Here is a 22,596-nt window from a genome sequence, read left to right on the forward strand (position 1 = left end):
TTAGGTAGCAATACTAACAATTGATTTTGTTCATAAATTCCATTAATGCCATAATTTTTTTAGTATGATTGAAATTAAAGACTTGCATAAATCCTACAAGATGGGTTCTTCTTCCTTACATGTGCTTAAAGGAATTAATTTCAATATACAAGAAGGAGAGTTGGTAGCCATAATGGGTTCTTCTGGTTCAGGTAAATCGACCTTGCTCAATATCTTAGGTATATTAGATGAGGCAGATAGCGGAAGTTATGTTTTGGATAATGTATCTATAAAAAATCTGAATGAGACTATTGCTTCTAGATACCGTAATAAGTTTCTAGGTTTTGTTTTTCAATCCTTTAATTTGATTAATTACAAAACGGCTTTAGATAATGTAGCAATGCCTTTGTATTATCAAGGGGTAAAACGAAAAGAGCGTAACGAAATTGCTATGGCTTATTTGAAGAAAGTAGGTCTAGATAGTCACTCGCATCATTTACCGAATGAACTTTCTGGGGGGCAAAAGCAAAGGGTTGCAATAGCTAGAGCTTTGGCTTCAAATCCAAAAGTATTATTAGCAGATGAACCAACAGGAGCATTAGACACCAAAACATCTTATGAGGTTATGGAGCTAATCCAAGGAATTAATGATGAAGGAAAAACCATTCTAATTGTAACTCACGAACCAGATATTGCTGCAATGTGCAAGCGAAATGTAGTCTTAAAAGACGGATTGATTATAGATGATAAATTAGTAGAACAAGTAAGAGCTTCTTCTTATGTTTAATACAGAACGCTGGCAGGAAATATTCGAGGCGATTGCCAAGAACAAGTTGAGAACTTTCTTGACGGGAATTTCTGTGGCATCTGGTATCTTCATTTTGGTCATTCTCCTTGGCGCAGGTAAAGGATTGCAAAACGGAATTGCGAAACAATTCGAACGTGATGCAGAAGGAATAATTGAAGTTTGGACGGGTACCACAACCAAAGAATATAAGGGACTAAATCCCGGAAGAGAAGTGCAGTTCAGAAATAGTGATTACGACTTGGCCGTTACCAAATTTGACGATAAACTGGATCGAAGATCGGCGGTCTATTCCTATTGGAATGGCGTTATTGTCTACGGAAAAGAAACGGGTAATTATCAATTCAGAGGAATTTATCCTGATTACTTAGCTTTAGAAAATGCCACCATTGTAAGCGGACGCTTTATCAACGAAAATGATTTGTTGCACAACGAAAAAGTCGCTGCAATTGGTCAGAAAGTTAAGTTGGATTTGTTTAAAGATAAAAATTCTATCGGTGAGGAAATCATAATCAATAATGTGAACTTTAAGGTTGTTGGGGTGTTTACGGATCCTTCGGGAGAACGCGAAGAATCAAGAATTTATTTACCAATAACTACTACTCAAAAGGCTTTTAGTGTTGGTGACAAGATTAGTAACATGCAATTTACACTTAACAAAAAAGCTACTTATGAAGAAGCTTTGGCGCAATCAACCGAATTTACAAAGGAACTTGGGCAGTTATTAAGAAGTAAAAACACTGTTGCTCCAGATGATGAAAGTGCCATAGGTATTAATAATTCTATCGAAAATGCTAAACAATTTTATGATTTGAATTTGTACATCCGTCTATTTTTTTGGTGGGTAGGAATTTGTACCATTATAGCAGGAGTAGTTGGGGTTAGTAATATTATGCTGATTATTGTAAAAGAGCGTACTAAAGAGATTGGAATTAGAAAAGCACTTGGCGCATCGCCCATTTCTATTGTTGGGATGATATTACACGAGTCTATTTTTATTACCACAATTGCAGGTTTTATAGGTTTATTATCCAGTTTATTATTGCTTGAATTGGTTGGGCCTTACGTGAAAAGTGACTATTTTTTAAATCCTGAAGTAGATTTTGGGGTAGCGATTACTACCTTAATTTTATTAGTATTCGCTGGCGCAATGGCAGGTTTTTTTCCAGCCTATCATGCAGCAAAAATCAAACCTATTGTAGCACTTAGAGACGAATAATTATGTTTGATAGAGATAAATGGAATGAGATTTTAGAAGCATTGACGGCCAATACGTTCCGAACTATTCTGACGGCTTTTGGTGTGTTTTGGGGGATTTTTATTTTGGTAATCTTGCTTGCTGCTGGAAATGGTTTAGAAAACGGAGTAAAAAAAGGCTTTGATGGTATTGCAACCAATACAATGTTTATGTGGTCACAAACCGCTTCAAAACCTTATAAAGGGTTACCGGCTAACCGAAAATTTAATTTTAAAAATGCTGATGTTGCTGCGCTAAAAGAGAATTTTCCTGATTTGTTGTATGTTTCACCACGAAATCAGTTAGGTGGTTTTGAGGGAGCAAATAATGTGGTTCGCGGTACTAAAACAGCGGCTTATACTATTTACGGGGATTATCCAGAGTTGATAAATCAAGAGCCTATGGATATTCCAAAAGGGCGATTTTTGAACCAACAAGATATTACCTTAAAGCGAAAAGTTGCAGTTATAGGTCAAGGGGTTATCAAAGAACTATATACTCCAGTTGAAGAAGTAATTGGGACATATATAAAAATCAATGGAGTCAACTTTATGATTGTTGGTGTGTATAAATCAAAGTCCAACAATAGAGGTGGAGGAGAGGAAGAACAGAAAAAAATCTTCATTCCTTTTACGACTTTTCAGCAAGCTTTCAATTTTGGAGATACGGTTGGTTGGATGGCACTAACGGCGAATGATGGCGCTTCAATTACGGATTTAAAGCCGAAAATCTTGGAGTTTATGAAAGGGAGACACTCCATAAATCCGGCTGACGATCGTGCTATTGGTAATTTTGACTTGTATGCAGAGTTTAGTAAAGTACAAAGTCTCTTTGCTATTTTGAGATTCATTGCTTATTTCGTGGGTACTTTGGTATTGCTTTCTGGTGTGATAGGAATTTCTAATATTATGCTAATTGTAGTAAAAGAACGAACCAAAGAAATTGGAATACGAAGAGCTCTTGGAGCTACTCCCGGAGCCATAAGAACACAAATATTAACCGAAGCTATTTTCTTGACTATTATGGCAGGAATGTTTGGTATTGCATTGGCAACGGGAGTATTGTGGGGCTTGAATTTTGTTTTGGATAGCATGCCGAGTGATGATATGATGTTTGCGAATCCAAGTGTAGATTTAGCAGTAGTGTTTTTTGCGCTACTTATTTTGATTGGCTCAGGATTACTTGCAGGATTTATTCCAGCGCAAACTGCCATTCGTGTAAAACCTGTAGATGCATTAAGAACCGAATAAATAATAACCGAATAACCATATTTACAATGAAAAAAGGAATTACTATAACCGTATTAGTCGTAATAGCACTAGTTTTTTTTGGCGCTTTGTACTACTTGTATACTAAAAATCAGGAGCCACCGGTAGTTTTTCAAACCGATAAAACAGAAAATAAAACTATTGTAAAAACAACTATCGCTACAGGTAATATCGTTCCTGATGAAGAGGTGTTGATTAAGCCAAATATTTCTGGGATTATTGAAGAAGTATACATTAAAGCTGGTGAAACGATTAAAGCTGGCGATTTGATTGCTAAAATTAAAGTAGTAGCGAATGTTTCTACTTTGAATAACACTCAAAATCAAGTGCAAACGGCAAAAATAGATTTGGATAACCAAGAAAAATTATTCCAAAGACAAAAAACATTATTCGACAAAGGTGTGATTTCTGCTAATGATTTTGACGCTGCTCAAGTAGCATATAAACAAGCAAAACAAAACTATGTTGCAGCTAAAAAAAGCAACGATATCGTAAAAACAGGAACTACTTCTGGAATGGGCAATTACGCAAATACCTTAATTCGTTCTACCGTTAACGGAATGGTGCTAGATGTTCCAGTAAAAGTAGGAAATCAAGTTATTGAAAGTAACAATTTCAATGAAGGAACGACTATTGCAAGTGTAGCCGATGTAGGAAGAATGATTTTTGTTGGAAAAATCGACGAATCTGAAGTGGGTAAAATAAAAGAAAATTTGCCAATTGAGATTACGGTTGGTGCTATCGAAAACAAAAAATTCGATGCGGTTTTGAATTACATTGCTCCAAAAGGAAAAACCGAAAATGGCGCGATTCAATTTGAAATCAAAGCCAAAATGACCAATCGCGATAACACCTTTATTAGAGCAGGATTAAGCGCAAACGCTTCTATTATTTTGGAAAAAGCCGATAAAGTTTTGGCTATCAAAGAAGCGTTAGTCCAATTTGATAAAAAAACTCAGAAACCTTATGTTGAAGTCCAAACAGGACCACAAAAATTTGTTCGTAAAGATTTGGTTTTGGGTGTAAGCGATGGAATTTATGTTCAGATAAAAAGCGGAATTAAGGCTACAGACAAGATAAAAGTATGGAATCAAGGATTGTTAACCGAAGAGCCCAAGCCGTAATTAAGCCCTACAAACTAGTTGCTAATTTTGAAAAAATGTTAAATTTGTGCAGTATATTTGTTGCACTTTCATTCCCGATTTATGAAAAAAAATAATTATTTAAGTTTAGTGTTCTTTTTGTTCGCTTCCGTTGTTGGAACGGCACAAACTAAAACCTGGACTTTAGAAGAGTGTGTAAAATATGCAATAGAAAATAATATTTCTATCAAAAACACCGCGCTGGATATCAAAACTGCCGAAATTAATAAAAAAGGGGCAGTAGGAAATTTTATTCCTTCTCTAAATGCTAATACTTCACATTCATGGAATATTGGTTTGAACCAGGATATTACCACCGGTTTATTGCGAAATCAAACCACTCAGTTTACTTCTGTAGGTGGAACATTAGGAATTGATATTTATAAAGGCTTACAAAATCAAAATACATTGCATAGAGCAAATTTGGCTATTGTAGCTTCAAAATACCAGTTGCTTAAAATGCAAGAAGATATTGCGTTAAATGTTGCGAATGCCTTTTTACAAATTTTGTTTAACAAAGAAAATTTAAAAGTGCAAAATGAGCAATTGGCGATTAGTGAAAAGCAATTGGCACGTTCTGAAGAACTTGTTAAAGCCGGGTCAATTCCAAGAGGAGATGTTTTGGACATTAAAGCAAATGTTGCGACCAATAAGCAAAATGTGATCACAGCAGAAAACGCTTTATTGATTTCAAAACTAAGTTTGGCACAATTGTTACAGTTGAAGGAGTTTTATGATTTTGATGTTGTTGATAATGAAAACATCAAAGATGAAAATAATATTTTGGCACAACCTGCTACAGCTATCTATGATAAGGCAAAAGAATCAAGAACCGAGTTGAAAATTGCAAAAGCAAATTTAGAAGTAGCTCAAAAAGATTTGGCCATTGCCAAAGGAGCTTTTCAACCAACTGTGCAAGGATTTTATAATTACAATACAAGGATTGCCTATGCTGATAGAGTTGGGCTAGACCAAAATGGAAATCCAGTTACTAAACCAGCGTTGCCTTTTTGGGATCAGTTTAGAGATAATAAAGGACAAGCATTTGGTGCACAATTATCAATTCCAATTTTTAATGGTTGGTCAGTTAAAAATAATGTTGAGCGCAACAAAGTTAATTTAGAAAAATCTAAAATTGCTTTAGAACAACAAGAATTAGATTTACAAAGAAATGTGTATACTGCGTTTACCGATGCTAAAGGTGCTTTAAAAACACATGAATCTGCTATTGTTTCATTAGAATCTAGACAAGAGGCTTTCAATTATGCTAAAGAGCGTTATGCGGTGGGGATGATGAATTCTTTCGATTTTAATCAAGCACAAACGTTGTTGACCAATGCTCAATCTGAAGTAATCCGAACCAAATACGACTATATCTTTAAAATTAAAATACTTGAATTCTATTTTGGAATTCCAATCATAAAAAACTAATACATTATGTCTAAGAAAACTATTTATATACTTTTAGCCGTTGCCGTTGTCTTAATAGGAACCTTAATAGGGCTTTCTAAATCGGGAGTAATTGGAAATAAAGATAAAGGAACCGAAATTGAAATTGCCAATGTGGCTGCATCTACCATTGTAGAAACCGTTTCTGCTACTGGAAAAATTCAACCCGAAATTGAAGTTAAAATATCTTCTGAAGTATCTGGGGAAATTATTGCATTGAATGTAAAAGAGGGACAAGTGGTGAAAAAAGGAGATTTATTGGTTAAAATAAATCCAGATTTATACACCTCTAGTTACAACAGAACAGTATCCAACTTGTCAGGAACCAAAGCAGGTTTAAACCAATCTGAAGCTTCTTACAAAGAAGCCAAAGCCAATTATGACCGAAATAAATCCCTATATGATAAAGGTATTATCTCAAGAGCAGATTGGGACAAAGCGGTGGCCTCTTTTGAAGTAGCCAAAGCCAATAAACAAAACGCTTACTACAACGTACAGAGTGCTTCTGCTACAGTGCTTGAAGCCAAAGATAACTTAGGCAGAACCACTATTTATGCGCCTGCTGATGGTACTATTTCTGTATTGAATGTAGAATTAGGAGAACGTGTTTTGGGAACGCAACAAATGGCAGGAACCGAGATTTTACGCGTAGCCAATTTGAACAATATGGAGGTTGAAGTAGATGTAAACGAAAATGACATTGTAAAAATAAAGGTTGGTGACAAAGCGAACGTAGAAGTAGACGCCTATTTGAAAAAGCAATTCAAAGGGGTAGTGACTAGTATTTCAAATTCGGCGAGTTCCACTTTAACGGCTGATCAGGTGACTAACTTTAAAGTAAAAGTTAGAATTTTGAAAGAGTCTTATCAAGATTTATTAGAAGGTAAGCCAAGTACTTATTCCCCTTTTAGACCTGGAATGACTGCTACAGTTGATATTATTACCAATACTAAATCGAATATCTTAACTGTGCCAATTAGTTCAGTTGTGGTAAAATCAGATACGACTGCGGTAAAAGAAATTAAAGTGGAGGATCCTAATGACGAAAAATCAAAACCGAAAAGTGATAAAAAATTCGAATGTGTTTTTGTAAAAGTTGGCAATAAAGCAAAAATTAGAGTGATCAAAACCGGTATTCAGGATGATACCAATATTGAGGTACTTTCGGGATTGAAAAAAGGAGATGTGGTCATTACAGGGCCTTACACAACGGTTTCTAAAGAGCTCAATTCTGGCGACAAAGTCTCTTTGAAAACAGACAATGCAAAAGAAGGAAAGAAATAAAATAATAGTCTAACAACTTAAAAAATCACAATCGTAAAAAAGATTGTGATTTTTTAAGTTTATACAATTTACGTTTTGGCATACTTATTAAATATTGAAACAGCTACTAAGAATTGTTCCGTGTCTTTGGCTAAAGATGGAAGTACACTTTTATGCAAAGAAATGTCAGAAGAAGGCTATTCTCATGCCGAACGCTTACACGTTTTTATTGAAGAAATAATTCAAGAAGCAGGAATTGCATTTCAAGACCTCAGTGCCATTGCTGTGAGTCAAGGGCCTGGGTCCTATACGGGATTACGAATTGGTGTTTCGGCGGCCAAGGGCTTATGTTATGCTTTGGATATACCGTTGATTGCGATTGATACCTTACAAACTTTAGCTAGACAAGTAAAGCAACCCGATGGTTTTATAGTTCCAATGATTGATGCCAGAAGAATGGAAGTATACAGTGCTATTTTTGATGCCAATTATGAGCAGAAGAGAGCCATTCAAGCCGAAGTAATTACCGAAAATTCGTTTGCCGATAGTAAAGAGACCCTCTATTTTATTGGGGATTGCAATGGAAAATGTAAAACGGTACTTTCCGCTCCCAATTTTGTTTTTTTAGAAGGGATTCAGTATCCTTCTGCTAAAGAAATGAGTGCTTTGAGTTTTGAGAAATATCAAAAAAGCGACACCGTAGATGTCGCTTATTTTGAACCTTTTTACTTGAAAGATTTTATGATTACTACCAAAAAGTAATCTTAGTTTTGAATTGAAGATTCCCTAACATAAGGTTGTATTGTAATACCAGCAGCATCAAAAGCCAATTTACAATTTTCTAATGTTTCTGAAAATACTGCGCCAAAATCTTCATTTTTAGCCCAAGGGCGCACCGCTAGTTGAATGGCGTTATCAGTTAAGTTTTTCACGCCAACTTCTGGTGCAGGGGTAGTCAATACTTTTGGGTTGCTTCGCATAACTTCTGCTATAATTTCTTTAGCTTTCTTAATATCTGTTTCATACGAAATAGCGATGGTCAAGTCAGCTCTGCGTTGTCCTTGTGTCGAATAATTGATAATAGTCCCGTTGGATAAAATTCCATTGGGGATAAAAATGGTTTGATTGTTTGCGGTCACTAGTTTGGTTACAAAAATTTGAATTTCTAAGACCGTAGCAATCTGACCTTGAGCTTCGATAGTATCGCCAACTTTGAAGGGTTTAAAAAGAATAATCAACATTCCTCCCGCAAAATTAGAAAGAGAGCCTTGAAGTGATAAACCAACGGCCAATCCCATAGCTCCTAAGATAGCAACAAAAGAAGAGGTTTCTACGCCAAGCTTCGATATGAAAGCGATAAACAAAAGGATTCGCAATGCCCAAATCAGAATATCAGCTAAAAATTTTGTGAGTGTAGGGTCTAAATCTCTTTTTACCATTATTTTTTTGATCAACCGAGTGATTAATCGGATAGCGTAAATACCGACAATTAGAATTACAAATGCAGATATGATTTTTGGAGAATAATCAAGAACTGCATTCCAAAGTAGCGAAGCGTAATTGGTTAATTGGTTTGGGTTTACTTCCATAATACCTGTATTTTTAATTTAAAAAACCTTCTCAATGAGAAGGTTTGGTGATATGCAAAAGTACAATTTTTTAGAATTTATTTAGTAGTATCATCTACGTCTTTTTTAACTTCTTCCGCTTTTTCGGTTACATCTTCTGCTGCTTTCTCTGTTGCTGCTGAAGTTTTTTCTTTTACTTGATCAACCAAGTCTCCTATAGCTGTTTCAGCTTTATCAGCATATTCACTGATGGTTTCTTTGGCTTGATTGGCATACTCTTCTGCTTTTTCAATAACAGGAGCAGCGGCTGTAGTAACTTTATCAATAGTTTCATCAACTAATTTCTCTGCTTTTTCAAGGTATGGCGCAGCGGTTTCTTTTACCGTTTCTATGGATTCATCAGCAAATTTAATGGCATTGTTGATGTGAGGTGCCGCAGCTTCTTTTACTTCATCAAAAGTGGATTCTGCTTCTTTGGCTACCTCTGTTGCGGATTCTTTTGCTGATCCAAATAGATTTTTAAAAAATGATGTGATTCCCATGGTGTTTGATAGTTAAAATTAGTACACAATGATAAACAATTTTTTATAAAAATCTTTCGTTGTTGTTTTTAAAGTAACTGAAAATTAACTATTTATATATTTTGTAAATAAAAAAGCGCCTCTGTTGAGACGCTTTAGTTAAAATTGAAGAGCTTTATACTGCTTCTACTTTTATATTTTCATTATTCAACATGCTTTTTAGCATATTTTCGATTCCACTTTTTAAAGTGAAAGTTGAAGAAGGACATCCATTGCAAGCTCCTTGCATCATTACTTTTACAGTGTCGGTTTGGTCGTCATAAGAATCAAAAACAATATTTCCACCATCAGCAGCTACTGCGGGTTTTACATATTCCTCTAAGATGTTTATTATCTTTTGTGAAGTCTCGTCTAGGTTATCAAAGTTTTGATCTTTTACTTTTTCGTCTTTTAATGCAATATCCAAAAGCGATTCGTCGATAACTGTTCCTCCATTTTCAATGAATTGTTTGATGAAAGTTCTTAGTTCTAAGGTAATTTCTTGCCAGTCGTTGATTTCGTATTTTGTTACCGAAACATAATTCTCATCGATGAAAACTTCTTTTACATAAGGGAATTTAAATAATTCTTGAGCTAAAGGTGAAGAAGAAGTCTGGTCAATATTTTTATATTCGATAGGTGTTTTTGTAAGCATTCTGCTAACAACAAATTTCAGTGCAGCTGGGTTTGGAGTCGTTTCTCCATAAACCGTGATAGGTTGTTTTTTGCTTCTGTTTTCATCAACCGTTAGGATTGTTCCTCCGTCATTTACAAATTTCTCAATTTGTTCTGCAACGGCCTCTTTTACATCGTCCCATTCTACAATGCTAAAGCGTTCGATTGCAATGAAATTCCCCGAAATGTATACGGTTTTTACGAATGGCAAATAAAATAATTGTTGCGCCAATGGAGCATTTTTTGTCTCATCAATGTTCTTGAATTCGTAGTTTTCATTTTGTGTAATGAAATCAGGAAATTCAAATTTCAATATCGTTGGATTTTGGGTTTCCTTTATAGTTATTTTTGTCATGACTTATTATTTTTCGCAAAATTACTAAAGTTATTTTCTACTAATACCTATATTTGGTTTTTTATAAGATTAATTAATAATAAACAGGAATAATAAGTATAAACTTCAACCATTTGTCTTGTTTTTGGTCTATCGATTTCATTAATAGTATTACTAAATGTATATAAAATTTAAACTTTTAAGTCTAGTTCTTTTTGTGATAGGGTTTGCTAATGCGCAAGAAGGAGTACCTGTTTATTCTGATTATTTATCCGATAATTATTATCTAATTCACCCTTCCATGGCTGGCGCTTCTAATTGTGACAAAATACGTTTGACTGCAAGGAAACAATGGTTTGGTCAAGATGATGCCCCACAATTGCAAACGTTGAGCTTTAATGGACGTGTTTCAGATAGAGCTGGAGCTGGGATTATTGTTTTTAACGATAAAAATGGATACCATTCTCAAAAAGGATTGAAAGTTTCATACGCATATCATTTGTTATTCTCTCGTGATGAAATAGATTTGAATCAATTGTCTTTCGGATTGAGTGCTGGAGTAATACAAAGTCAGTTGGATGAAACCGAGTTTTTGAATTCTGGAGATTTTGACCCTAACATTAATGGAACTATAGTTCAAAGAGATTCGTATTTAAATTTTGACTTTGGGGTATCGTATAATTACTTGAATTTCTACGCTCATGGAACAATTAAAAATGTAGTTGAGACTAGACGAGAAATTTACAGTGTCTACGAAAGTGACAATTTGAGGAAATATTTATTGAGTGCAGGTTATGTTTTTGGAAATAAAGAGAAGGTACTGTGGGAGCCTTCTGTTTTGTTTCAATTAACAGAAAAGACACAAGAAAAAACAATTGATGTGAATTTAAAGGCCTATAAAAACCTCGATTTTGGAAGTATATGGGGAGGATTGTCGTATAGAAGAAGTTTGGATGGCGCCGAATACATCAATAATAATAGCGTTGCCTCTCAAAAATTACAGTTTTTTAGTCCTATAGTTGGTGTGAATTATAAAAATTTTATGATAGCGTACACCTATTCTCAAGTTACAGGAGCTGTTCGCTTTGATAATGGAGGTTATCATCAAATTACTTTAGGGTTGAACCTGTTTTGTAAACGAGAAAAGTACGATTGTAATTGTCCTGCAATTAATTAATTCCTTCAAATACCAAGTTATGTTGATTAAATCTGTAAATGGGAAATCTCCCAAAATCCCAACTGATTGTTATGTTGCCGAAAATGCCACTATTGTAGGAGAGGTTTCTTTTGGGGAATCTTGTAGTGTTTGGTTCAATGCTGTGGTGAGAGGTGATGTTAATTCAATTTCGATAGGGAATAAAGTCAATATTCAAGATGGTGCAGTGATTCATTGTACTTACCAAAAGCATCCAACGGTGATAGGTAATAATGTCTCAATTGGTCACAATGCAATTGTTCATGGATGTACGATTCATGACAATGTTTTAATCGGAATGGGAGCCATTGTGATGGATAATTGTGTGATTGAGAGTAATGCTATCGTTGCAGCGGGGTCCGTAATTACACAAAATACAATCGTACCATCCGGGACAATTTTTGCTGGAGTTCCTGCCAAAAAAGTAAAAGATATTGATCAATCTGATTTTGCTGGCGAAATCGAACGTATTTCTAATAATTACGTCATGTACTCAAGCTGGTTTAAAGAAGAAAACTAATTATTAAATCCCTTTTTTAAACTAAAAATCTTTACGGAGAACTTGATACTTATTATCTAAAATATCAGAAAGGACTTTTGGATCTGTATTCGTATAAAACATAGGATGACTTTCCGTTAAACTCGAAAGTCCTACTTTTTCTTTCAAAACATTTTGTGTTTGTTTTGCAACTGCTTCTCCAGAATCAATTATTTGGATATGAGGAGGTACTATTTTTTTTATCTGTGGAATCAAATACGGATAATGACTACAGCCTAAAACTAGATAATCAATATTTGCCGCAATCATTGGGGTAAGATATTCAGTAAGCAATTGATTCATTTCCACAGAGTCGATGTTGCCGCTTTCAATTAATTGGACTAATCCGTGACCAATTTGTTCAATGATTTTGGTGTCTTGATACCTTTCGACCGTTTTGTTGAATAATTCACTGTTTAAAGTGCCTTGAGTGGCGAGAATACCAATGGTTTGAGTTTTAGAATGTGTAGCCGCAGGTTTGATGGCTGGTTCTATACCTATAAAAGGAATGTTGTATTTTGCTCTTAATTCTCGTATGGCATTAGTGGTGGCTGTATTACAAGCTACGACTATAAGTTTAGATCCCATTTCTAGTAAGAGTTCTGTGTTTTTTATGCTCAATGCTACGATTTCCTCTTTAGACTTTTGTCCATAAGGAGCATTCTTACTATCGGCTAAATAAATCGTTTGTTCGTTAGGAAGCAAATGATGGATAGCTTTCCAAATAGAAGTGCCGCCAATTCCAGAATCAAAAACGCCTATGGGTTGATTGTTATTCATAGCAACAAAGTTAAATAAATTGTTCAAAAAAAAACTGCTCCGATCAAAAGAAAGGAGCAGTTGTACTATATAAGTTAGTTGTTTCTTAGAATCCTAAGTCTTTTTTAACATCAGCTGTCAAGTCTGGGCCATCAGCTAATAAAAGAGAAGCTCCATCTAAAATGTATTGGATTCCTTTTGCTTTTCCAATTTTTTGAATAGATGCTCTTACTTTATCATATAATGGTTTTGTAATGTCTGATTCTTTTTGTTGTAATTCTTTTTGAGCATTATCTCTGTAAGCTACAATACGTTGTTGCATGTCTTGCACTTCTTTACCACGAGTTTCATTTACAGCATCTGTTACAGTTTTTGCTTCAGCTTCGTATTTTTTTAATAAATCTTGATATTCAGTAACCATTTTTTTGTACTCAGCATCATAAGTAGTGCTCAATTTGTCTAATTGTTTTTGAGCGTCTAACATAGCTGGCATTTTAGTCATAATTTCACCAACATTTACATGTGCAACCTTTGCTTGAGCATTCATTGTATTTGCTCCCAATACCACCATTGCTGCAATTAATAAAGTTTTGATTTGTTTCATTGTTTTAAAAAATTTAGTAATTAATTTCCGTTTGTTTTTTGTTTTAATTGTTCTTCTTTGGCTTTTCTTTGTGCTTCTCTTTCTTCTAGTATCTTCTTTCTTTTTTCTTCTAATGCTTTTTTACGATCAGCGATTTCTTGTTTTTTAGCTTCTACTGATTTGGCTCTTTCGGTAGCAATTCTTTCTCGTTCAATTTCAGCATTATTTTTTGTTGTCGTTGCAGTCTCATCTTTTACAGTTGTGCCTGCTTTTTCTGTTTTAATCTTCTCAGTTGTTACTTTTTCAGTGGTTGCAGAAACTGTGCCATTTTTTTTAGCTTCTCTTTCTTCTTTTATTCTACGTCTATTATCTTCGAAATCTTTTCTTTTTTGTTCTTGCAATTGTATGCGTTCTGCAAGTGCTTTTTCTTTTGCTGCTTTTTTGGCTTCTAATTGTAATTGACGTTCGTTTAACTCTGGATTTTCGTCTAGAGCTTCTTGAATTTTTTCTTTTGCTTGTTCAGCTTCTTGCTGTTTTTTGCTTAGTTTTTCTCTTTTCTCGGTATTGTTTAACTTTCGTAATACCTGATCACTAATGTCGAATCTTTTTGCTGCAAAAAGCATGGTCATATCAGAGCTTTTGTCAAATATAAAATCAAATTTTAGTCGTTCCGCAATATCTTGTACGACAGTAAAAACTTGATCTTGAACTGGTTTTGATAAAGAACTTTTTTGATAAATATAATCGCCATTAGCTCCAAACCTTTTTTGTTGATATTCTAACAATTCGGTATCAAGAAATTTAATTTCAGCTTCTCTTTCCTCTATTAATTCTCTTGTTAGTAAGGCTTTTTCAACGATTAGCGCGTCTTTTAATTTTTTAATTTCACTCTTTTTAACTTCAATTTCTTGTTTCCAAGCTTGCGCTTTGACTTCTAATTGATTGGTTGCGTCAATATAACCGTTTACATTTTGTAAAATGTACTCCATATCGATGTACCCAATTTTCGGCCCTTTGGACTGAGCATTACCAATTGCAACTACAAAAAGGGATAAAAATATAAATAAAATATGTTTTCTCATAACTTTATAGTGTTGAATGTGGTTAGTTTCAATAATTCTAGAATTGCTGACCAATAATGAAGTGGGTTTCCCAACCATTAGCTTTGGTTTGTCCTGGAATTGGGTCAAATCCATGACCAAAATCGATTCCTAATAGGCCAAATGCAGGCATGAAAACACGTAATCCAAAACCAGCCGAACGACTTAAATCGAAAGGATTATAGTTTTTGAAATTTACATATGATGATCCAGCTTCCATAAACGCTAAAGCATAAATCGAGGCCGATGCTTTTAATGTTATTGGATAACGTAGCTCCATTGAAAATTTATTATAAACTGTAGCTCCGTCTTGCGAACCATTTACTAGAGGGGTTAATGAATTGTTAGGATAACCTCTCAACTGGATAGTTTCTCTACCATCCATGGCAAAATTCTGCATACCATCACCACCTAAGAAGAAACGCTCAAAAGGAACCAGTCCTCTGTTTTGATTGTAAGCTCCCATGAAACCAAATTCTCCCAAAGTTCTTAAAACGAATTTTCCATATACTTTAGTATACCAATCTGCTTTGAATTTTACTTTATAGTATTCTAACCAATTAAATTTTTGCTGATCTACTTTAGCAGGATCTGCTGCTGCGTCTTTATAATCAGTTACACTATTTGGTCTAGTGTTTTGCGTGGGTATTGCCTCAACGTAATCTCCTTTGTTGACTATTATTCCGTTATCTCCTACGTATGAGTCGCCAATGCTTCCATCATAAACGTATTTGTTTTCTTTTAATTCTCCTAAATTTTTATAATCTACTCCATTGAATAAGGAATAGGGTGGAGTGAATTTAGCAGATAAACTAAATTCTGATCCATAGGTTGGGAAAATAGGATTGAAACCTTTGTTGGTGTGTGTAATTCCTATTGTATAAGCTAGGTTGTTAGAATAGCCATTTCCGAAGCTAAACAATCCTGTAAAGTAATTATTCAAATCATAACTTTGAAAACTGATAGCATGTGATAAATAGGTGAAATCATCTGGTTCACTAAGACGTTTTGAGATTCCAACAGAAAGCGATAAGATGTTAAAACTTTTGCTTCTATCAACCCTTGCGTTTCCAGTAGAGAAACTTTGCAAAAACTGCTTGCTATAAGAGAGTGATGAACTAAAAGAAACCGGTTTTTTTCCGCCAAACCAAGGTTCTGAGAATGAAACACTGTACGTTTGGAAAAAAGTACTGGCTTGCAAACGAAGGGATACTTTTTGACCATCTCCCATAGGTAATGGTTTGTAAGCATCTTTTTTGAACATATTTCTTGCTGAGAAGTTGTTGAATGATAGCCCTAAGGTTCCAATGAAACCTCCGCCACCATAACCTCCTTGTAATTCGATTTGACTGGCGCCTTTTTCTACTAAATGGTATTCAATATCTACAGTTCCTGCGCCGGCATCAACATTTTTAAATTTAGGATCAATCGCTTCAGGGTCGAAAAAGCCTAATTGTCCAATTTCTCGAATGGTACGAACCAATTCATCTTTGCTATACTTTTCGCCAGGTTTTGTTCTTAATTCACGATAAATAACGCGATCATTAGTTTTGTCGTTTCCAACTACTGATATTTTGTTGAAATATGCAATTGGTCCTTCTGTTACTCTAATTTCAAAATCAATCGTATCGTTAGCGGTTTTGACCTCTACCGCATTAATGTTTGAAAACAAATAACCATTGTTTTGGTATAAATTGGTGATGTCTTCGCTGTCTGGTTTAGATTTATCGGCGATACGTTTTTCAAGGAGTACACCATTATAGGTTTCTCCTTTTTTTATACCCAAAACTTGTGATAATAAATGATCAGGGTATACGGTATTTCCAAGGAATTTTATGTTCCCAAAGTAGTATTTGTTTCCTTCTTCTACATTTACCTTAATATTAATTGCATTTTGTTCTTTGTTATAGGATACAGAATCTGAAACGATTCGTGCGTCACGATATCCTTTTTCTTTATAAAGTGCAATTACTTTTTCGAGATCTTCTTTGTATTTTGCTTTAATGAATTTGGATTTCTTTAAAATTCGAGTCAGTTTCTTTTGTTTTGTTTCTTTCATTGCTGCCTTCAATGTTTTGTCGGATAATTTATTGTTTCCAACAAAATCAATGCTAGCGATTTTGACTTTTGTACCAGTGTCAACATTGATTAACATATTGACTTGGTTGCTGGTAGCGGAGTCAGCAGGAGTATTTACAATCACTACTTTGGTGTTGTAAAATCCATCTTTTTTATACTTATTTTCTATGTAATTTTTTGTAGTAGTAATAAGGTTTTCGTTGACAATTTTACCTTTATTTAGGTTGTTGTCTTTGATAAGTGCTTCGGTTTTACTTTTCTTAACGCCTACAAATTTTACCTCTTTCAATTTAGGTAATTCTTGAATGTTTAATTCAAGAAAAATGCTGTCGTTTTCAATTTTATTGACATAAAAAGTGATTTCATCAAACAATCCTAGTTTGCCTAATTTTTTGATGGCACTACTTATTTCTTCTCCTGGTACGGTAATTTGTTGTCCTTTTTCTAAACCAGAAAAAGTAACAACGGTTTGTTTGTTAAAACTAATTTTCCCTGTAACGTCTACGTTGGCCAGTATGTATTTCTTTCCTTGGTCAAAAGGGACACGGTCTTGCGCTTTTATTTGTGAAAAACTTCCAAAAAGGAGTAGGGTAAAGGCTATTTTTATACTTTTTTGTAACACTAAAATTTTATTTAATTTGTTCACTTGTTTTTCCAAATCTACGTTCTCTTTTTTGATAACTAAGGATTGCCTCATATAAATCTTGTTCTTTAAAATCCGGCCATAAAATATCTGTAAAGTAGAGTTCTGCATAAGCAATTTGCCAAAGAAGAAAATTGCTTATTCGGTGTTCACCACTGGTACGTATTACTAAATCTACATCCGGTAAATTATGCGTGTAAAGATGCTCATTTATAATTGAATCGTCAATAGTGTCAATTGAAATTATATTATTTTTAACTTTCTCGCTAATTATTCTTACTGCATTTGTTAATTCTTCTCTAGATCCGTAGCTTAAGGCTAGGGTCAGTGTCATTAATGTATTGTCCTTTGTAAGGTTAATTACTTCCAAAAGTTGGTTTTGAGCAGTCTTTGGTAACAACTCAAGATTGCCAATGGCATTCAGTTTGATGTTGTTATTTTGAAGGGTATCGACTTCTTTTTTTAATGCATTGATCAATACTTTCATCAATGTGTCAACTTCTAGTTTTGGTCGGTTCCAATTTTCAGTTGAAAACGCATAAAGCGTCAGGTTTTTTATACCCAATTCTGCACTAGCTTGAATGATTTTTTTGACAGATTTTGTGCCGCTTTCGTGACCAAAAGCTCTTAAGAAACCTTGTTTTTTTGCCCAACGCCCATTGCCATCCATGATGATGGCTAAGTGTTTGGGTAATTTTTTTGTATCTATTTGTTGTAGTAAATCCATAATTAGTATGCGCAATAGCATGGTTTTTCACCAAAAGTATAGGTTAATGTTAAACCCGAAAAAACATACCAGTCCTTATTATTGATGTTGCCAAAACGATTTTGTTGTAAAGTTGTAGTGTCAGGATTGCTCCCGTCTATATTGTCTGTGAATGTATATCTAGCACCGACTTCTAATCCAATAATAAACCTACGGGATAGATTCGATTTTATGCCAACAATCATAGGGATAGCAATGGAATTTCCAGTTTTTTCTTTATAAGTATCTCCAATGTTATCGACATACAGTTCGTCATGAAAAAAATAATTGATCCCAGAAAAAACATAGGGCGTTACTTTTGTTTTAGTTTCGTGTAAGTTAAAATCAAAAAAATTGAATTCTAATCCAGCTGATAGTTCTTTGATGGTATTGGTGAAGGAATACCCTCGTTGAATTCTACTGCCTTCTTTTGATTTTGAGTCATTCGATTCTAACATTGATTGGGTGTAAGAAAAGCGATAAGCATGTCTAGGGCTTTTGTTCCATTTGTATATAATACCCAATGCTGCTTTGTTTGGAGCAATGTAAGTGGTGGCGCCTACATCTCCAATAAAATTACTTCCTCCTGCAAAAAGACCTATTTCATGAATTTGAGAATAGGAAATTCCGTAAGAAAAAGTCACTAAAAGCAAATAAAAGAATTTCTTCATACTTATAAAATTGCGTGCAAATATAATAATATTCAATACTAATCAACGTTCCATAGCACAAATGTCTACTTTTTTGATAAATAAATAAGTTTTTGTTCAGCTACAGCCCTTGGATAGTTAAAACGACAAATTCTAATGGTATCGTATAGAAAGGTTTAAAATAAACTTAGTTTCTTCGATCTTCGCCCCAAAGTAATTTATTGCGAAGGGTTTTTAAGAAGGTTTCTTCTTGGATTTCGATCATATTTATTTGAAACGGTGTTTTTTTGATAGTCAATACGGATTCGTTTTGTACCGTGGTGATTCTGGAGTCGAGCGAAACTAAGTATTGATCCTCACGTCCGGTAACTCTAAGAACAATTTCGGTGTCATCGGCAATAACGAGTGGTCTAGCGTTAAGGTTGTGTGGGGCGATAGGAGTAATGACCAAACTTTTTACATCTGGTGTTAAAATGGGACCGCCACAACTCAAAGAGTAGCCAGTGGTTCCCGTTGGTGTGGCAATAATCAACCCATCTGCCCAATAGGAATTTAAAAACTCCCCATTCAAATACGTTTCTATAGTAATCATTGAAGTGGAATCTTTACGGCTAACTGTAACTTCATTTAAAGCAAAGTTGATATCAAGAATGGTTTTGTTTTCTGGAGAACAAGACAAGCTAAGTAAGGTTCTTTTAGACAAGGTGTATTTTTTGTCCAAAACCAATTGCATAAAGGCAGCTATATTTTCTTTTTGAACATTTGCCAAAAAACCTAATCTGCCAGCGTTTATCCCTAATAAAGGAACGCCAGAATTGCGAACCAAAGTTACTGCTCTGAGCATTGTGCCATCGCCACCAATGCTAATCAGCATGTCGAAGCTACTGTCTAATTCGGTATGCGAACTAAATGTTTTGTATTCTTTTCTAACGATTTTCTTTTCATATAACATGTCAAGAAAAGTAGCTTCAATCACCATTTCGACTTGATTTTCATTAAAAAAAACAAAAATGTCTTTGATGATCGGTTCTGTGCTTACTAAATAATATTGACCGTATAGGGCTACTTTCATGACTTTTGGAGTATTCGTTTGGGTGATATTATATACTAAGGTATTTATCCAAGTAATCGGATCGTTCTTTTAGGTTATTGATGTAATTGTCTTCTTGGTGTTCAGAAATGATTTCGTAGTTATAGCGACGAAAGGTTTGAATAATATCATTCATGGCTCCTAAGCTTATTTTAATCGTAACTTGAATGTATTCAGCATTGGCTTCTGAAATAAAAAGGCCTAAAAGTTTGCCATTGTTGCTTTCTACGATTTGGGCAACTTGACTCATAGAGTATTCTAAAGTTCCTTTTTGAACCACAAGAATGCCTCCTTGTTCTTTTAAAAAAGGGGTTTCGTGAAAAAACTTAATAATGTCTTCTATTTCATAATAGCCCACATAAGCGTTGTTTTCGTCTAAAACAGGAACTAAATTAGTGTGGTTTTTGGCAAAAACTTCCAACACATCTAACCAAATCATTTTAGTTCTAGCAAAAAAAGGCTCCAAAGTAAAGCGATAATCGGTTACTTTTTTGTCTCCATCAAAGGTTTCAAGATCATCTTTGATAATACATCCAATATAGATGCCGTCTTCTAGAACAGGAAAGTGCGAAAACGGAATATCATACAAATTGTCCTGAACGGCCATAATGGTTTCTTGGCTATCAATGGCTTTATAATCGTTGGTGATGTAATTTAAAATTTCTGTCATCGTTCTCTCCGAAATATTTCATGCAAAATAATCAAAAAAAGGCAAAAAGTCCTAGGTTTTACTTTGTATTTTTGTTTCCTCAATAATGTATTGGTATTAATTATATAAGGTAACATGACAAAATTAAGTGTAAACATCAACAAAATAGCTACTTTGCGTAATGCTAGAGGCGGAAACGTTCCTAATTTGTTACAAGTAGCCGCCGATATTCAAAAATTTGGAGGACAAGGCATTACGATTCATCCTCGGCCAGATGAGCGTCACATTCGCTATCAAGATGCTCGGGATTTAAAATCAATTGTATATACAGAATACAATATCGAAGGGAACCCACAACATAATTTTATTGATTTGGTATTAGAATGTAAACCAACTCAAGTGACTTTGGTTCCAGATGCTATTGGAGCGATCACTTCTTCTGCGGGTTGGGATACCGTAGCCAACGTGTCTTATTTGACCGAAGTGATTCAAGAATTTCAGCGAAACGGCATTCGAACTTCTATTTTTGTTGATCCAATTGAAGCCATGATCGAAGGTGCAAAAAAAACAGGAACCGATAGAATTGAATTATATACCGAAGCCTTTGTGCACGAATACAGTTTAGGTAACGAAAAAGGAATCGAGCCTTATATTAAAGCAGCCGAATTGGCCAATGAACTTGGATTGGGGATCAACGCAGGACATGATTTGAGTTTGGATAATATTCAGTTTTTCAATCAGAATATTCCTGGCTTATTAGAAGTATCTATTGGGCACGCCTTAATTTCTGAAGCTATATATCTAGGATTAGATAATGTCGTTAATATGTATTTGCAAAAGTTAAAGTAATTTAATTAGGTATGTTACACTCAAAAATAGAAGGTTCAGGCAAACCGCTTTTAATTCTTCACGGATTTTTAGGCATGTCAGACAATTGGAAAACCCTTGGAGTACAATTCGCAGCAAAAGGGTTTGAAGTACATCTTTTAGACTTACGAAATCATGGACGAAGTTTTCACTCAGACGACTTTAGTTATGAATTGATGGTACAAGATGTGTATGACTATTGTAAAGCAAATAATTTAACAAATATCGATAGCATCGGTCACTCGATGGGCGGAAAGGTGACCATGTTATTAGCTACCACCTATCCAGATTTGATTCAAAAATTAATAGTAGCCGATATAGGTCCAAAATATTATACGCCTCATCATCAAGATATATTGGCCGGTTTAAATGCGGTCGATTTTACCCAAAAACCAAGCAGACACGAGGTAGACGCCATTCTTAGTACTTTTGTTTCAGATTTTGGCACGCGACAATTCTTGCTCAAAAGTTTGTATTGGCAAGAGCCAGGACAATTAGCTTTCCGCTTCAATTTGCCCGTTTTTAATCAAAAAATCGACCAAATTGGTAAAGCTTTACCTGAAAATGCCGTAGCAATGATGCCTACGCTTTTTATTCGTGGAGGGAATTCTAACTATATTTTAGATCAAGATTTAGAAAAAATGCAGCATCATTTTCCCAACATGCAATTGAAAACCATTCCAAATGCAGGTCACTGGTTGCATGCTGAGAATCCAGAACTTTTTTTTCAGTTTTGTGTTGATTTTTTATAAAACCAATAATTTTTCTATTTTAAGCTAACCTAAACACATCAAATTATGAACATGATATTACGCCTTTTTATCACCGCAGGATTGGTTTTGTTACTCTCCAACATCATTTCAGGAGTCCATGTCGCAAGTTTCGTTACCTCATTAATTGTAGCATTCGTTTTGGGTCTTATCAATATTTTTATCAAACCCATTATGGTGGTGCTAACCCTACCATTTACCATTGTAACCTTCGGATTTTTTCTTTTAATTATCAATGGTTTGGTAATAGTTTTATGCACCAAAATTGTTGGCGGATTTGTAGTCGATTCTTTTTGGACAGCCTTGCTCTTTAGTTTAGTGCTTTCCATTTCGCAGTCTATCGCTTATGGGATATTTATTAAGGAAAAATAAATTGTAGAAAACGCCATCCGATTTTTTTGCAAAGGAGCAGAAACAAAAGGCTTTTTTGTAGGCATTGGTCCCGTCATCCGCTATATCTTTTTGGTCTCGTTCAAAAAACGAGACCAAAAAGGATGCCACTCCTGCCCTACCGTCTGGACACATCTTTTGATAGACCACAGATGACACAGATTGAACGGATTTAAACCAATAAATTTGTTGTCTTTTGAAAAAATGTGTTGAAAAAACATTAAGTTTATAAATAATATTTTTAATATACAACCAAAA

23 protein-coding genes are annotated in these 22,596 nt (G+C 34.6%); 12 read left to right on the plus strand and 11 right to left on the minus strand.

What is annotated here, in order from left to right:
• The first annotated feature begins 64 nt into the window (after nucleotides 1-64).
• From O9307_RS06980 to tsaB, 7 genes are all read left to right on the plus strand, one after another.
• On the plus strand, nucleotides 65-766 hold the full coding sequence (locus O9307_RS06980) for an ABC transporter ATP-binding protein (protein ID WP_298296892.1): 702 nt from the start codon (nucleotides 65-67) through the stop codon (nucleotides 764-766).
• Nucleotides 759-2,003 (plus strand): ABC transporter permease, encoded by a 1,245-nt coding sequence (locus tag O9307_RS06985; RefSeq protein WP_298296894.1) that lies wholly within the window; start codon nucleotides 759-761, stop codon nucleotides 2,001-2,003. The genes O9307_RS06980 and O9307_RS06985 overlap by 8 nt, the downstream gene beginning before the upstream one ends.
• A gap of 2 nt (nucleotides 2,004-2,005) precedes the next feature.
• Complete coding sequence (locus tag O9307_RS06990) at nucleotides 2,006-3,271, plus strand: ABC transporter permease (protein WP_298296897.1); 1,266 nt, start codon at nucleotides 2,006-2,008, stop codon at nucleotides 3,269-3,271.
• Between the two features lie 26 nt (nucleotides 3,272-3,297).
• Nucleotides 3,298-4,413 carry an efflux RND transporter periplasmic adaptor subunit gene (locus O9307_RS06995; protein ID WP_298296900.1) on the plus strand — a complete coding sequence of 372 codons (1,116 nt, stop codon included), beginning with the start codon at nucleotides 3,298-3,300 and terminating at the stop codon, nucleotides 4,411-4,413.
• Nucleotides 4,414-4,494: 81 nt separating this feature from the next.
• Nucleotides 4,495-5,862 carry a TolC family protein gene (locus tag O9307_RS07000; protein WP_298296903.1) on the plus strand — a complete coding sequence of 456 codons (1,368 nt, stop codon included), beginning with the start codon at nucleotides 4,495-4,497 and terminating at the stop codon, nucleotides 5,860-5,862.
• Between the two features lie 6 nt (nucleotides 5,863-5,868).
• Nucleotides 5,869-7,164 (plus strand): efflux RND transporter periplasmic adaptor subunit, encoded by a 1,296-nt coding sequence (locus tag O9307_RS07005; protein WP_298296905.1) that lies wholly within the window; start codon nucleotides 5,869-5,871, stop codon nucleotides 7,162-7,164.
• A 75-nt stretch (nucleotides 7,165-7,239) separates the two neighbouring features.
• Nucleotides 7,240-7,905: a tRNA (adenosine(37)-N6)-threonylcarbamoyltransferase complex dimerization subunit type 1 TsaB gene (gene tsaB, locus O9307_RS07010; RefSeq protein WP_298296908.1), complete on the plus strand. Its 666-nt coding sequence runs from the start codon at nucleotides 7,240-7,242 to the stop codon at nucleotides 7,903-7,905.
• 2 nt (nucleotides 7,906-7,907) lie between these two features.
• Here tsaB and O9307_RS07015 read toward each other — a convergent pair whose 3' ends face one another.
• From O9307_RS07015 to O9307_RS07025, 3 genes are all read right to left on the minus strand, one after another.
• Nucleotides 7,908-8,732: a mechanosensitive ion channel domain-containing protein gene (locus tag O9307_RS07015; RefSeq protein WP_298296911.1), complete on the minus strand. Its 825-nt coding sequence runs from the start codon at nucleotides 8,730-8,732 to the stop codon at nucleotides 7,908-7,910.
• A gap of 77 nt (nucleotides 8,733-8,809) precedes the next feature.
• The gene (locus tag O9307_RS07020; RefSeq protein ID WP_298296914.1) at nucleotides 8,810-9,253 is read right to left on the minus strand and encodes a YtxH domain-containing protein; all 444 of its coding nucleotides are present in this window, start codon (nucleotides 9,251-9,253) and stop codon (nucleotides 8,810-8,812) included.
• Between the two features lie 154 nt (nucleotides 9,254-9,407).
• On the minus strand, nucleotides 9,408-10,301 hold the full coding sequence (locus tag O9307_RS07025) for a NifU family protein (protein WP_298296917.1): 894 nt from the start codon (nucleotides 10,299-10,301) through the stop codon (nucleotides 9,408-9,410).
• A gap of 157 nt (nucleotides 10,302-10,458) precedes the next feature.
• Here O9307_RS07025 and O9307_RS07030 point away from each other — a divergent pair, with 157 nt between their 5' ends.
• A complete protein-coding gene (locus tag O9307_RS07030) occupies nucleotides 10,459-11,457 on the plus strand; it encodes a type IX secretion system membrane protein PorP/SprF (RefSeq protein ID WP_298296920.1) in 999 nt (332 codons plus the stop codon).
• A 19-nt stretch (nucleotides 11,458-11,476) separates the two neighbouring features.
• Complete coding sequence (locus tag O9307_RS07035) at nucleotides 11,477-11,995, plus strand: gamma carbonic anhydrase family protein (RefSeq protein WP_064716359.1); 519 nt, start codon at nucleotides 11,477-11,479, stop codon at nucleotides 11,993-11,995.
• Between the two features lie 21 nt (nucleotides 11,996-12,016).
• On the opposite strand, the gene murI is transcribed toward O9307_RS07035, so the two are convergent.
• The 8 genes from murI to O9307_RS07075 all read right to left on the minus strand — a co-directional run bounded on the left by murI (nucleotide 12,017) and on the right by O9307_RS07075 (nucleotide 20,332).
• Complete coding sequence (gene murI, locus O9307_RS07040) at nucleotides 12,017-12,793, minus strand: glutamate racemase (RefSeq protein WP_298296925.1); 777 nt, start codon at nucleotides 12,791-12,793, stop codon at nucleotides 12,017-12,019.
• A gap of 85 nt (nucleotides 12,794-12,878) precedes the next feature.
• Nucleotides 12,879-13,376, minus strand: a complete 498-nt coding sequence (locus O9307_RS07045; RefSeq protein WP_298296928.1) for an OmpH family outer membrane protein — start codon at nucleotides 13,374-13,376, stop codon at nucleotides 12,879-12,881.
• Between the two features lie 20 nt (nucleotides 13,377-13,396).
• Complete coding sequence (locus tag O9307_RS07050; protein ID WP_298296931.1) at nucleotides 13,397-14,437, minus strand: OmpH family outer membrane protein; 1,041 nt, start codon at nucleotides 14,435-14,437, stop codon at nucleotides 13,397-13,399.
• Nucleotides 14,438-14,474: 37 nt separating this feature from the next.
• Nucleotides 14,475-17,231 carry a POTRA domain-containing protein gene (locus tag O9307_RS07055; RefSeq protein WP_298296934.1) on the minus strand — a complete coding sequence of 919 codons (2,757 nt, stop codon included), beginning with the start codon at nucleotides 17,229-17,231 and terminating at the stop codon, nucleotides 14,475-14,477.
• A complete protein-coding gene (locus tag O9307_RS07060) occupies nucleotides 17,164-17,904 on the minus strand; it encodes an isoprenyl transferase (protein WP_064716363.1) in 741 nt (246 codons plus the stop codon). Before O9307_RS07060 ends, O9307_RS07055 begins: the two co-directional genes overlap by 68 nt.
• A 2-nt stretch (nucleotides 17,905-17,906) precedes the next feature.
• Nucleotides 17,907-18,593, minus strand: coding sequence for a DUF6089 family protein (locus O9307_RS07065; RefSeq protein ID WP_298296939.1), 687 nt, complete (start codon nucleotides 18,591-18,593; stop codon nucleotides 17,907-17,909).
• 166 nt (nucleotides 18,594-18,759) lie between these two features.
• Nucleotides 18,760-19,644 carry an NAD kinase gene (locus O9307_RS07070; RefSeq protein ID WP_298296942.1) on the minus strand — a complete coding sequence of 295 codons (885 nt, stop codon included), beginning with the start codon at nucleotides 19,642-19,644 and terminating at the stop codon, nucleotides 18,760-18,762.
• A gap of 28 nt (nucleotides 19,645-19,672) precedes the next feature.
• Nucleotides 19,673-20,332: a CBS domain-containing protein gene (locus O9307_RS07075; protein WP_298296946.1), complete on the minus strand. Its 660-nt coding sequence runs from the start codon at nucleotides 20,330-20,332 to the stop codon at nucleotides 19,673-19,675.
• A gap of 114 nt (nucleotides 20,333-20,446) precedes the next feature.
• Here O9307_RS07075 and O9307_RS07080 point away from each other — a divergent pair, with 114 nt between their 5' ends.
• The 3 genes from O9307_RS07080 to O9307_RS07090 are packed head-to-tail and all read left to right on the plus strand — an operon-like array spanning nucleotide 20,447 to nucleotide 22,320.
• Nucleotides 20,447-21,160, plus strand: coding sequence for a pyridoxine 5'-phosphate synthase (locus O9307_RS07080; RefSeq protein WP_298296949.1), 714 nt, complete (start codon nucleotides 20,447-20,449; stop codon nucleotides 21,158-21,160).
• Nucleotides 21,161-21,171: 11 nt separating this feature from the next.
• Nucleotides 21,172-21,930: an alpha/beta fold hydrolase gene (locus O9307_RS07085; protein WP_298296952.1), complete on the plus strand. Its 759-nt coding sequence runs from the start codon at nucleotides 21,172-21,174 to the stop codon at nucleotides 21,928-21,930.
• A gap of 45 nt (nucleotides 21,931-21,975) precedes the next feature.
• Nucleotides 21,976-22,320 (plus strand): phage holin family protein, encoded by a 345-nt coding sequence (locus tag O9307_RS07090; protein WP_298296955.1) that lies wholly within the window; start codon nucleotides 21,976-21,978, stop codon nucleotides 22,318-22,320.
• The last annotated feature ends 276 nt before the right edge of the window (nucleotides 22,321-22,596 follow it).

It is taken from the genome of Flavobacterium sp. (assembly GCF_027531905.1).
Lineage (GTDB): Bacteria > Bacteroidota > Bacteroidia > Flavobacteriales > Flavobacteriaceae > Flavobacterium.

Bases quoted from the DNA above. Each gene is read 5' to 3' on its own strand.
- O9307_RS07030 (WP_298296920.1), top strand. From the start codon at position 10,459: ATGTATATAAAATTTAAACTTTTAAGTCTAGTTCTTTTTGTGATAGGG.
- O9307_RS07090 (WP_298296955.1), top strand. From the start codon at position 21,976: ATGAACATGATATTACGCCTTTTTATCACCGCAGGATTGGTTTTGTTA.
- O9307_RS07080 (WP_298296949.1), top strand. From the start codon at position 20,447: ATGACAAAATTAAGTGTAAACATCAACAAAATAGCTACTTTGCGTAAT.
- O9307_RS07060 (WP_064716363.1), bottom strand. From the start codon at position 17,904: ATGGATTTACTACAACAAATAGATACAAAAAAATTACCCAAACACTTA.
- O9307_RS07070 (WP_298296942.1), bottom strand. From the start codon at position 19,644: ATGAAAGTAGCCCTATACGGTCAATATTATTTAGTAAGCACAGAACCG.
- O9307_RS07085 (WP_298296952.1), top strand. From the start codon at position 21,172: ATGTTACACTCAAAAATAGAAGGTTCAGGCAAACCGCTTTTAATTCTT.
- O9307_RS07015 (WP_298296911.1), bottom strand. From the start codon at position 8,732: ATGGAAGTAAACCCAAACCAATTAACCAATTACGCTTCGCTACTTTGG.
- O9307_RS06995 (WP_298296900.1), top strand. From the start codon at position 3,298: ATGAAAAAAGGAATTACTATAACCGTATTAGTCGTAATAGCACTAGTT.
- O9307_RS07005 (WP_298296905.1), top strand. From the start codon at position 5,869: ATGTCTAAGAAAACTATTTATATACTTTTAGCCGTTGCCGTTGTCTTA.
- O9307_RS07075 (WP_298296946.1), bottom strand. From the start codon at position 20,332: ATGACAGAAATTTTAAATTACATCACCAACGATTATAAAGCCATTGAT.
- O9307_RS07035 (WP_064716359.1), top strand. From the start codon at position 11,477: ATGTTGATTAAATCTGTAAATGGGAAATCTCCCAAAATCCCAACTGAT.
- O9307_RS06990 (WP_298296897.1), top strand. From the start codon at position 2,006: ATGTTTGATAGAGATAAATGGAATGAGATTTTAGAAGCATTGACGGCC.
- O9307_RS07055 (WP_298296934.1), bottom strand. From the start codon at position 17,231: ATGAGGCAATCCTTAGTTATCAAAAAAGAGAACGTAGATTTGGAAAAA.
- O9307_RS06980 (WP_298296892.1), top strand. From the start codon at position 65: ATGATTGAAATTAAAGACTTGCATAAATCCTACAAGATGGGTTCTTCT.
- O9307_RS06985 (WP_298296894.1), top strand. From the start codon at position 759: ATGTTTAATACAGAACGCTGGCAGGAAATATTCGAGGCGATTGCCAAG.
- O9307_RS07000 (WP_298296903.1), top strand. From the start codon at position 4,495: ATGAAAAAAAATAATTATTTAAGTTTAGTGTTCTTTTTGTTCGCTTCC.
- O9307_RS07065 (WP_298296939.1), bottom strand. From the start codon at position 18,593: ATGAAGAAATTCTTTTATTTGCTTTTAGTGACTTTTTCTTACGGAATT.
- O9307_RS07050 (WP_298296931.1), bottom strand. From the start codon at position 14,437: ATGAGAAAACATATTTTATTTATATTTTTATCCCTTTTTGTAGTTGCA.
- murI (WP_298296925.1), bottom strand. From the start codon at position 12,793: ATGAATAACAATCAACCCATAGGCGTTTTTGATTCTGGAATTGGCGGC.
- O9307_RS07025 (WP_298296917.1), bottom strand. From the start codon at position 10,301: ATGACAAAAATAACTATAAAGGAAACCCAAAATCCAACGATATTGAAA.
- O9307_RS07045 (WP_298296928.1), bottom strand. From the start codon at position 13,376: ATGAAACAAATCAAAACTTTATTAATTGCAGCAATGGTGGTATTGGGA.
- O9307_RS07020 (WP_298296914.1), bottom strand. From the start codon at position 9,253: ATGGGAATCACATCATTTTTTAAAAATCTATTTGGATCAGCAAAAGAA.